Origin of the sequence: Oceanicoccus sp. (genome assembly GCF_029238675.1) — a bacterium.
Taxonomy (GTDB): Bacteria; Pseudomonadota; Gammaproteobacteria; order Pseudomonadales; family Dasaniaceae; genus Oceanicoccus.
In genome coordinates this window covers 76,912-88,119 of the sequence record NZ_JAQWFR010000030.1, presented here as the reverse complement: position 1 = coordinate 88,119, position 11,208 = coordinate 76,912, and the positions used below count along the sequence as shown (strand labels likewise).

Genomic DNA, 11,208 nt, shown 5'->3' with positions numbered 1-11,208 from the left:
CATGGCGGCAGTTGTTATTCCGTTAATATTGATAGCAATGGTTTTCGTCCTTTTCAGGACGGCGCAACGTTTGGCAGCTTTGAAGAAGTAGAATTTAGTGGTGATTATGAGGGTTTATCGATTAGTTCTGCTGTAGAAATTTACTTCGACGGTCTGGGTAATGCCTATACCATTGATTGCGGTAATACACCGGTACCCAACCCATTGATCCTAACCGTTAACCCCGGCGCGGTGGCTATTCAAATTTATCCAACGGGGTTTATCCAATGAATAGTCTGGCAGCAAAAAGAGCCGCGGGCTTTACTCTGGTAGAACTTGTTGTTGGTATTGTGGTTATGGCGATTGCCTTGACCTTACTAACCAGTGTTTTTTTTAGCAGTGCTGGCCGCAGCGTTGAACCTATTTTACAAATTCGCGCTGCGGAGTTTGGTCAGGCCTTAATGGGTGAGGTTTTATCGAAAAAATTTGATCATCTAACGCCTGAAGGTGGCGTCCCCGCTTGCACAGCCTGTACTGCGTCGGGTGCATTTGGCCCTGATGGAGGTGAAAACCGCCTACAGTATAATGATGTCGATGACTATCATAGTTATTGTGGTGACCCCGGTGATCTTGCGGATAATGTCGATGTGGTCGATGCACGTAATGAAACACCGCCCAACCTTGCCGGTTATAAGATGAAGGTCTGTGTTAACTACGATAATTTTGATGGCGGTGGCACCGCCAATATTAATGGCAAATTAATTCGAGTATTTATCTATCCCCCTGCTGGTGCCGGTCTATCTGACCCAATCGTTTTTTCCGCTTACAAAGGAAATTACTGATGAGCAGATTTGCCGAAAGTAAACAACAGGGTTTTACCTTGGTAGAACTTGTGGCGGTCATTGTACTGCTGGGTTTTGTTGGCACAGCATCAGTACAATTTATTCGCCAGGGTATTGAGGTGTATGTAGATAGCGCCCGACGGGATAATCTGCAACAGCAAGCCCGTTTTGCGGTAGAGCGTGTGACCCGAGAACTAAAAAATGCTTTACCCGGTAGCGTCCGTATTTTAAGTGATGCTAATAATCAGTGCGTAGAATTTATGCCGGTTATTGCCGCTACCACCTATATAGACTCCATCGCCAACACGACGGTCGGTACATTAAATGTCATTGATTTTAACTATAGCTATATCAGTGGCGACCGGCTGGCGATTTATACTTTCGATAATGCCAGTGTCTACGGCGGTACACCTAATATTACAGAGTTAACCGCAGCAGCCAATGGTGCCGTCGCCAATACCCAATTGCTCAGCTTTGACAATATCACTATTAATAATGAATCACCGACGCGACGAGCTTATATAGTCGCAGGCGCAGTGAGTTTTTGTGCCAGCGATGGTGAGTTGCGCCGGCATAGTGGCTATACCCCTAATGGCAACCCACCAACACCAGCCGATGGTATTCCGATCAGCGATGCGCTCAGGGTTGAAGACACTGGCGCAGCAATTACGGTTTTTGATTTTAGTTTTGATAGCCTGCAAAGGGCGGGCACAGTTTTACTGGATTTTCGTTTTCACGATAGCAGTGCAACGGATGAGTGGTTAAAGATGGATCAAACGGTATTTGTAAGGAATGTACCATGAGTACGGCGGTCAGATTTTTTATTTTTGTGCTATTAATCATGTTTTCTTTTAGCACTCAGGCCGATATTAATGCTATCTACTACGATCAAAATGGTGTGCGCTATGATTTTTTTACCGGCACAGAAATTGAAACCACCGATGCCAATATTGATTTTACCTGGGGCGGCGGTGAGCCCATTGCCGGTATTCCCCGTGACGATTTTTCAGTGCGTTGGGAAGGCGAATTAGAAGTCCCTGCCGATGGTAATTATACTTTTAGGGTTCGTGGCGACGATGGTATCCGTATTTATATTGATGGCAATCTATTAGTTAACGACTGGAGTAACCACGGCCCAAGAAATCGCGATAGCAGCCCGGTAGCAATGCTGGCGGGCCAGCGTTATACCATTTTGGTTGAACACTATGAGCGGGGTGGTGGGGCTGTAGCGCAGGTTAGTTGGTCAGGGCCTACCACCGGTGGCTTCCAGATAATTCCCTCGGCTTTTTTATTTGCAGATACCAGTCCGCCGGAAGTGGTTAGCGCTGGTTATGGTTGCTCGGCTGATAACATCAGTATTGTTTTTGATAGCAATATGGATCAAGCCACCGCAGAAACTGTGGGCAATTATGCATTGGATAATGGCGCCACTATTGTATCGGCAACCCTGGAGTCTAATAGCCGAACCGTTACCCTTGCCACCAGCGAACTGACTGCAGATGATTATCTGCTCACCATTAATAATGTAGAAAATACCAGTGGCGATATTATTGCGGTTGATACTACCGTGGCTGCAAGTTTCCAAATTAACGGTTTAACAGCCACCTATTATGACCAGAATAATACCTCAGGTGCTTATTTTACCGGCTTCGAGGTTGCGAGAATTGACCCTGTGATAGATTTTAATTGGGGCACTGGAAATCCGGCTACAGGCATTGGCAATAACCGTTTTTCAGTGCGTTGGGAAGGCTATGTGGTTGCCAGTGCTACCGATAATTTTGAATTCCGTACTCGCTCTGATGATGGTGTGCGTTTATATATTGATGATGTACTGGTTATCGATAACTGGACCGACCATGGCCCCCGTTACGATTACAGTGTTGCTATCCCCATGGTGGCGGGCCGGCAATATAAAATTAAAATGGAGTACTACGAAAATGGCGGTGGCGCTGTTGCCCAATTACAGTGGCAAAATAGCAGCTTTAGTTGGGTCATCATTCCCGAGTCACAATTATTAGGTACCTGCGGTTTACCCACTTTGGAAAGTGCTTTCTTTTCCTGTAGCGCCAATACCATTAGTGTGAGGTTTTCAGAACAGCTCAGTGCGTTAACCGCGGAACAAGCGACTAACTACAGTATTAATCGAGGGGGCACAGTCGACACAGCAACCCTTGCCGCCGATGGTCGCACCGTAACACTGGAAACTTCTAACCTCGGTCCTGTTGACTATGAGTTAACGGTTAATAATGTCGAAGATACCAGCGGCAATGCGATAGAAGCCGATAGTCAAATTACAGCGTCTTACCAAACCTCCGGTTTAACCGCGACCTACTACGACCAGAACGGTAGCGCCCGTGCTTACTTCACCGGTAATACCGTGGTGCAGGTTGATGACAATATTGATTTCGATTGGGGTAGTGGCTCACCGATTACCGGGATTGGTGTTGATGATTTTACGGTGCGCTGGGAGGGCAATCTGGTCCCACCCACCGATGGCGACTATACCTTTAGATCTCGTTCAGATGATGGTTTTAGATTATATCTGGATGATGTACTGATTATTGACCGCTGGGTAGACCAAAGCGCGGCTTATGCGACCAGTGCCACTTTAACGTTAGTAGCTGGGCAAAGTTATAAAATTGTTGCTGAATTCTATGAGCGTGGGGGCGATGCCGTAGCCGAGTTAGAATGGACAGGCCCAGGATTTGGCTATGACATTATTGCCCCGGAATATTTTGTTAGCGATTGTAATAGCGCCACCGGCGAGTGGCAGTTTGAAGAAAGCTTTTGGAATGGCAGCAGTGGTGAAGTACTTGATGCTTCCGGCACCGGCAATAACGCTACCGCCAGGGGCTTTGGTGCCGGTAGCAACCCCGCTACCAATTATGCTGACCCGGCCCGGCCCGGCAATCCGGGAACTTGTCGCTATGGTGAGTTTGATGGTGTGGATGACTATGTCGAAGTCGATGCCGGTTTTGAAAATAAACAACAAAGTTTCACCATTACCGCATGGATTAATCCGGTAAATACAGATCGCGGTTCCAGAATTTTTGCCGATGATGAAAATAATAGTCGTGGCTATGCCTTTAGCCTGGGTGACCCCGGTAATGGCAGGTTAAGATTTTATTCTCGGGGTGTTAGCCCAGTCAGTGTCGATACTACCGGTTCGGTAATTAGTACTAATACCTGGACCCATGTCGCCGCCGTACACGATGTCGATAATAAAACCCGAACGATTTATGTTAATGGTGTGGCGCAGCGGGTGACCGGCGGTGGCTTTAGTAATACTTATTCCGGTACTTGGGGTGTGGATACAGGCCCCGCCAGTATCGGCGGTGAAACAGACTCCGGTGAAACGACTAATCGTTTTACGGGCGCCATTGATGAAGTCCGTTTTTACGATAGGGTATTAGATATCGATGAAATCGATACGGTTTATCAGGAAACCCATGCTTGCGATAATTTACCCATCACCGATCATTTCGATATTGATCATAGCGATAATGCTATTTTCTGTTCGCCTACGGTTATTACCGTTACCGCAGAAGATAGTGCTAATAACACCGATATGTCCTATAGCCAAACCGTAACCCTGGATACACAAACCGGTGACGGCAATTGGCTATTAAATAGCGGCAACGGTACTTTTGATAATGGTACGGGTAATGACGGTATTGCCACTTATGAGTTTTCAATGAGTGATAATGGTGTCGCCAGTTTCTTATTGGACCGCAGTGGTGCCAGTGATACAGATCCTTTATCGATTGATATTGAGGTAACCGATACACTGATTCGCGATGATGATCTTGAAGGTCCTCTAACCTTTGCGGTTAGCGGCTTTACCATTACCGCAGCGCCATTGGATGACTCCACCAATCCTATTGATACCTCCAATGTTCTGGAAATTGAAACGGCAGGAGAAGAATTTACGGCTTATATAGCCGCTTATGGTGAAACAGAAACTGATCAGGTCTGCGGTATTATTGAAGCCTATAACGGCACAAAGTCCCTAACGCTATCGCTAAGCTATGATGACCCCGGCACCGGTACAGAATCCTTATTAACCCCTGCCACCGATATTGCTTTCTCTAATGGTCAAGCCGAATTGCCATTAAGGTATAAAGATGTTGGAGCGATTAATTTCACCATAACTGAAGGTCTGCTAACGGGCTCTAGCGGTATTTTTGTTGTTAAACCTCATCACTTTGGCATCTATCCTGATGGAGTTCCTGCCGATTATGACGGTAGCAATCCCTATCGCAAAGCAGGGGAAGATTTTAATGTTACGGTCATAGCTGAAGACTTTGATGGCGACCCTGTAAAAAATTACGGTAAAGAAACCTCGCCGGAAGGTGTCGTATTAACCCATACACTGGCACTGCCTGCGGGTGGAGAACAGGGTCTTTTAACCACCGGTACTGGTATGGTTAAGGATGCGGGTAATGATGGTTACTTTGATGGCACTTATCAATTTACTGAAGTGGGTGTGATTACTTTAGTCGCCGCGGTTGAAGATAATGAATATTTAGACCGTGGAAATACCACCACAGCATTGCCGGTCGTTGGGCGTTTTACTCCTGATCATTTTGTCGTAGAAAATGCCACCTTGGCCCCGGCTATACCCACCGGCGATTTTACCTATTTAGGCCAACCCTTCCTGGTTAGCTATACCCTAAGGGCTGAAGCTAAAGATAATGGCGCTGCGGATTTAACCACAAAAAATTATGAAGGTAGCTTTGCGATGCTGCCCTCAACAGACAGTGGTATTACCTATAGTGCGATTGATGGCGCTGATGATTTGTCGGCCCGGTTATTATCCAGCGATGAAACTTTTACCTGGGATAAAGGCGTCGCAACCTTAACGGATATTCCATTGACTTTAGGCCGCCTGACCACCCCCGATGGCCCCCATGAAAATACAGCTATTAATATCAGCGTAACCGACAGCGATACGATTGGTTCATTGCCAACAGATTTTCAGCTGGGCATGGATACTGAGTTCCGTTATGGCCGAGTCTTTATTCCACCGGTTTACGGCCCGGAAATTGATGCCGGTGATAAAACAGAAATTCCTTTTACGGTTGAATACTGGGCTGACCCCGATGGCGATACCGTGTTTAATTTTGTATTAAATACTGATGATGGTGATACCGAATATACAACCTGGGATTTAGAGGCCTGTACTGATGGCTCGGTCAGTTGTGGCGATATAACCATTAATCAAACCGTTAATCCCTCTACCATTGTGGCTGGCCGAAGTCTGAGGAATATAGATAATGCTATTACGGTAAATCGACCCGGCGCTGGTAATGCCGGTGATGTTACCGTGCAAATTAATGTGGATGATTGGTTAAGCTTTGATTGGGATACCGGCACGCTGGGTGATGAAAATCCAGGCACGCAAATTAATTTTGGTTTATACCGCGGCCATGACCGCATTATTTACTGGCGTGAGGTGCAATAGATGGTGGCCAGTAGAAAAAAACAGCAAGGCTTTTCGGTAGTGATGGCGGTATTTATTATTGTGGTGCTGGGTATGTTAGCAGCCGCCATGATCAAGTTTTTATCGGCGGGCGCTGAATCGGTAGCGAGGGAAATCATCTCTGCCCGGGCATTAATGGCGGCAGAAAGTGGAGCGCAGAGAAAATTGAATGAAATTTTTCCACCCGGTGGTGCTACCGATACCTCTAGGTGTGTTGCTGATACTCCCTATACCTTTGGTGGTATAGAAGGTTGCAGTAATACATCGGTGTCAGTGGCTTGCCAGTTTGCGGTGGTGGATTCGGTTAATTATTTTACGGTCAATAGTACCGGACGTTGCGGGCCTTTAAGTGAGCAAGCCGTTCGTATTGTTGAAGTTCAGGCAAAGGACGGGTTTTAATTAGCAACGTCGTTCGGGCGCAGGCGGGAACTCAGCCTGCATGTTAATGCTGTTATTTCCGCACAAGCGGAAATTTACAGCGCTGGATTCCCGCCTGCGCGGGAATGACAGTGATACTAGTCTTCTTCGTCCTCACCATTGCCATTCATACCTAACTCATTCATTTTGCGAGTCAGTGTGTTGCGCCCCCAGCCCAATAACACAGCGGCATCGCGCTTTCTGCCATGAGTATGTTTTAAAGCGGTTTCAATCATCAGCTTTTCAAAAATGGGTACAGCGATATCCAAAATTTTCTTTTTGCCCAGACTCAGTTCTTGATCTGCCCAGCGTCGTAAATTATCTTGCCAGTCGCCGCTGTTGCCAGAAGCTTCGCCTTCAGCTGGTGCCTGGTTAAGTAGTTCGGGCGGTAAATCTTCTAAGTGAATTTCACGGCCTGCCGCCATAACGGTAATCCACCGACAAGTATTTTCCAGTTGCCTGACATTACCGGGCCAATCGAGCTGGCATAGATACTCTTCACTTTCCTTGGTTAGCACTTTGTTTTCACTATCCAGTTCTTCCGAGGCTTTGTTAAAAAAGAACTGCATTAACTTCGGTACATCTTCCTTACGGTCACGCAGGCTGGGAATATGAATACGAATAACATTTAAACGGTGAAATAAATCTTCACGGAAGCGGCCATCATTAACCAGCTTTTCTAAATCCTGGTGGGTCGCGGCGATAATACGAACATCAACCTTAATCGGGATATGCCCACCCACACGATAAAATTCACCATCGGCCAATACACGTAATAAACGCGTCTGGGTTTCGGAAGGCATATCGCCAATTTCATCTAAAAATAATGTGCCGCCATCGGCCTGTTCAAAACGGCCTTCACGTAAGGCGGTGGCGCCGGTAAAGGCGCCTTTTTCATGGCCAAATAATTCTGACTCCATTAGTTCTTTTGGAATGGCAGCCATGTTTAAGGCAATAAATTTTTCTGTGGCCCTGGGGCTATGTTTGTGCAAGGCCTGGGCGACCAGTTCTTTACCCGTGCCAGACTCGCCATTAATTAACACGGTAATATTGGAGTGAGACAGGCGGCCAATAGCGCGAAACACTTCCTGCATCGCCGGTGCTTCACCAATGATTTCTGTGGAGCCGACTTCGCCGGAAGATTCTTCCACTACTACAGCCTCAGTCTCTTCTTGCAGTTCGCTGGCATGTACCAGCGCACGCTCGGTCATAGCAACGGCGTCATCAATATCAAAGGGTTTGGGCAAGTATTCAAAGGCACCGCCCTGATAAGAAGCAACGGCGCTATCCAAATCAGAATGAGCAGTGGTGATAATTACTGGCATACCGGGATGGGAGTCGTTGATTTTTCCCAGTAACTCCAAGCCGTCCATGCCTGACATACGAATATCACTGATAATTGCGTCAGGATTTTCCGTAGCGAGCTTGCGTACAAGGCTCTCGCCGTTATCAAAAGTGTGAGTTTCGATACCGGATTGGTTGAGTGCTTTTTCCAGCACCCACCTTATCGATCGGTCATCGTCAACAATCCAAACAGTATTGCCTATACTCATTGCTTGATCTCCAGAACGTTATCCAGTATCTGCGTACTGTTTTTATATATGACTAAATATTTCACTAGGCCGACAGCGGAATAAAAATTGAAAAAGTAGTGTTGCCCGGTTCGCTGTTGCACTCAATCAAACCGTGGTGGTGGTTAATAATCGATTGAGCAAACGATAGCCCCAGGCCGGTGCCATCGGCACGGCCACTGACCATCGGTAAGAAAATAGTTTCCCTGATTTCATCGGCAATGCCGGGGCCGTTATCGGTAATATCAGCTCGGCAGACTAGTCGGTGACGGTGAGTGCCAATGGTAAATTGCCTAAGGGTTCGGGTTTTTAAGGTGATAACAGGCTGAACATTGGCTGCGCCTATCAATACCTGCATGGCATTGCGAACTATATTTAAAATCGCTTGGATCAGCCTTTCCTTATCACCTTCGATATCGGGGATACTGGGATCATAATCCCGCGCGATTTTAATCTGGCTACCTGTCTCAGCATCCACCAGACTTTTAACACGCTCAAGCACCTCGTGGATATTGATGGCCTGCAAGTCCAGTAATTTATTTGACCCCAGCATATTGTCAACAAGGTTACTAAGCCGGTCGGCTTCTTCAATAATAATATTGGTATAGTCTTGCAGGCCTTCGTTGGGTAACTCTTTGGCTAACAGCTGCGCCGCGCCGCGCAGGCCGCCCAGTGGATTTTTAATTTCATGGGCCATACCCCGGATCAGTGCCTGTGAGTTTTGTTGCGAGGACAGCAGACCTTCCTCGCGACTAATACGCAATAAACGGTTGAGGGGCTGAATCTCCATAATCAATGAGGTTGTTACATCGTGCTCAATAATTGGGCTGACTGCACAGTCGACGGTAATGGTCTGGCCGTTGGAGAGTAGCAGTTGGGCTTCACGCTTGGTAAAGGCGCTAATATTATTGATGGCATCCAGCAGATTGGCTTGATCCTTATCAACTTCGGTAAACAGCTGACTAATCGGCTCCCCAAGAACCTGGTTGCCACTGACATCCAGCAGGGTCTGGGCTGCGGTATTGATATAACTGACAGACAAGTCGGTATCCACCAGCAAAATTGCAGTCTGGAGGTTATCCAATATGTCGGTATGTAGCTTATCAGGGGCCATGGACGTATCAGTTATTAGCACGGGCTATCGTGCTAGTGATTAGAGACTACAGGCTAAATGCAAAAACCAAACCATGTCTGGAGCGATCGACATTTTGCTGCAAAAAAGTGCTGATTCAGGTCAATGACGCGCGATTACAGGGCTTGCTGCTCTCTGTTAAACAGCAGCGAGCCCAATCAGGCGCAAAACCTGCAGGGAGTATAAAGCAAAAAGCACTATAATGGTGCATTAAGGTGGGCTATTTTTGGTCGCGATCCCAGTTTGGTGCTTTTAGCGGTCTGGGCCGGGGGTAGGAGGGGGCTACCAGGCAGAGAGCTAAGTGGCGATTAAACGGAGTAGTACATATCAAACTCAACCGGGTGAGTGGTCATATTCAGCCTCTCTACTTCTGCAGATTTCAGTTCGATATAAGCATCGATCATATCGTCATCCATAACGCCACCGGCGGTCAGGAAGCCCCGGTCTTCATCGAGGGCGGCCAGTGCTTGCTCAAGGCTGGAAGCAACGGTTGGGATCTCAGCCGCTTCTTCAGCTGGCAGGTCGTACAAATCTTTATCCGCAGCATCGCCGGGGTGGATTTTGTTCTTAATCCCATCGAGGCCCGCCATCAACATACAGGCAAACATCAGGTATGGGTTGGCGGTAGGGTCACCGAAGCGCACTTCGATACGACGTGCTTTAGGGTTTGGTACAAAAGGAATACGGATAGAGGCAGAGCGATTACGGGCTGAGTAAGCCAGCATAACCGGCGCTTCAAAACCGGGCACCAGACGCTTGTAGGAGTTGGTCGAAGCGTTGGCAAAAGCGTTGATTGCGCGAGCGTGCTTAATGATACCGCCAATATAGAACAGGGCGGTTTCAGAAAGGCCACCGTAAACATCGCCGGCCATAATATTTTCGCCATTCAGGCTCAAAGACTGGTGCACGTGCATACCGGAGCCGTTATCGCCAACCAGCGGCTTAGGCATAAAGGTGGCTGTTTTGCCGTAGGCGTGGGCAACATTGTGTACGCAGTATTTGAAGATTTGAATTTCATCGGCTTTTTTCACCGCAGAGTTAGGGCCAACACCAATCTCACACTGGCCCGCGGTGCCTACTTCGTGGTGGTGTACTTCTACATCAAGACCCATGGCCTCCATGGCATTACACATAGCGCCACGAAGATCGTGCAGAGAGTCGACGGGAGGAACCGGAAAATAACCGCCTTTAACCCCAGGGCGGTGGCCGATATTGCCATCGGGAAAGGGCTTGTTAGAAGACCAGGCCGCTTCTTCAGAGTTGATTTCATAGGCAACGCCGCTCATATCGGCATGCCATTTCACATCGTCAAAGACGAAGAACTCTGGCTCGGGGCCAAACATGCAGCTATCGGCAATACCGGTAGATTGCATATAGGCTTCAGCGCGTTCGGCGATGGAGCGTGGGTCGCGGTTATAGCCCTGCATAGTAGAGGGTTCAACAATGTTGCAGCGCAGGTTTAAGGTGTTGTCATCGGTAAAAGGATCGATAACAGCGGTAGCATCGTCGGGCATTAAGATCATGTCTGATTCGTTGATACCCTTCCAGCCGGCGATTGAAGAGCCATCAAACATCTTGCCGTCTTCAAAGAAGCTTTCATCGATTTCAGTAGCAGGAATAGTAACGTGCTGCTCTTTACCTTTGGTGTCGGTGAAACGTAAATCAACCCATCTCACATCGCTGTCTTTGATCATATTCAGGGTGTTTTCTGACATGCTCCGGCTCCTTTTTGTGTATCAATTTAGGGCGCTAACTATATAGATTTTTGCATAGAATTTCGCCTAA

Annotated in this window: 8 protein-coding genes; 5 read left to right on the top strand and 3 right to left on the bottom strand. The window is 47.5% G+C overall.

Annotated features, from left to right (window positions below; translation table 11 throughout):
• From P8H32_RS11140 to P8H32_RS11120, 5 genes are all read left to right on the top strand, one after another.
• Positions 1-270: hypothetical protein (locus P8H32_RS11140; protein ID WP_301089404.1), on the top strand; the 270-nt coding region annotated here is incomplete at its 5' end.
• Positions 267-821 carry a type II secretion system protein gene (locus tag P8H32_RS11135; RefSeq protein WP_297292651.1) on the top strand — a complete coding sequence of 185 codons (555 nt, stop codon included), beginning with the start codon at positions 267-269 and terminating at the stop codon, positions 819-821. The genes P8H32_RS11140 and P8H32_RS11135, both read left to right, overlap by 4 nt.
• Positions 821-1,624: a type II secretion system protein gene (locus P8H32_RS11130; RefSeq protein WP_301089403.1), complete on the top strand. Its 804-nt coding sequence runs from the start codon at positions 821-823 to the stop codon at positions 1,622-1,624. Before P8H32_RS11135 ends, P8H32_RS11130 begins: the two co-directional genes overlap by 1 nt.
• A complete protein-coding gene (locus tag P8H32_RS11125; protein WP_301089402.1) occupies positions 1,621-6,285 on the top strand; it encodes a DUF6701 domain-containing protein in 4,665 nt (1,554 codons plus the stop codon). Before P8H32_RS11130 ends, P8H32_RS11125 begins: the two co-directional genes overlap by 4 nt.
• A complete protein-coding gene (locus tag P8H32_RS11120; RefSeq protein ID WP_297292654.1) occupies positions 6,286-6,702 on the top strand; it encodes a hypothetical protein in 417 nt (138 codons plus the stop codon).
• 116 nt (positions 6,703-6,818) lie between these two features.
• On the opposite strand, the gene ntrC is transcribed toward P8H32_RS11120, so the two are convergent.
• The 3 genes from ntrC to glnA form a co-directional block, all read right to left on the bottom strand.
• Positions 6,819-8,273, bottom strand: a complete 1,455-nt coding sequence (gene ntrC / locus P8H32_RS11115; protein ID WP_297292655.1) for a nitrogen regulation protein NR(I) — start codon at positions 8,271-8,273, stop codon at positions 6,819-6,821.
• 64 nt (positions 8,274-8,337) lie between these two features.
• On the bottom strand, positions 8,338-9,405 hold the full coding sequence (gene glnL / locus P8H32_RS11110; RefSeq protein ID WP_297292656.1) for a nitrogen regulation protein NR(II): 1,068 nt from the start codon (positions 9,403-9,405) through the stop codon (positions 8,338-8,340).
• 326 nt (positions 9,406-9,731) lie between these two features.
• Positions 9,732-11,138, bottom strand: coding sequence for a glutamate--ammonia ligase (gene glnA, locus P8H32_RS11105; protein ID WP_301089401.1), 1,407 nt, complete (start codon positions 11,136-11,138; stop codon positions 9,732-9,734).
• Positions 11,139-11,208 lie beyond the last annotated feature (70 nt).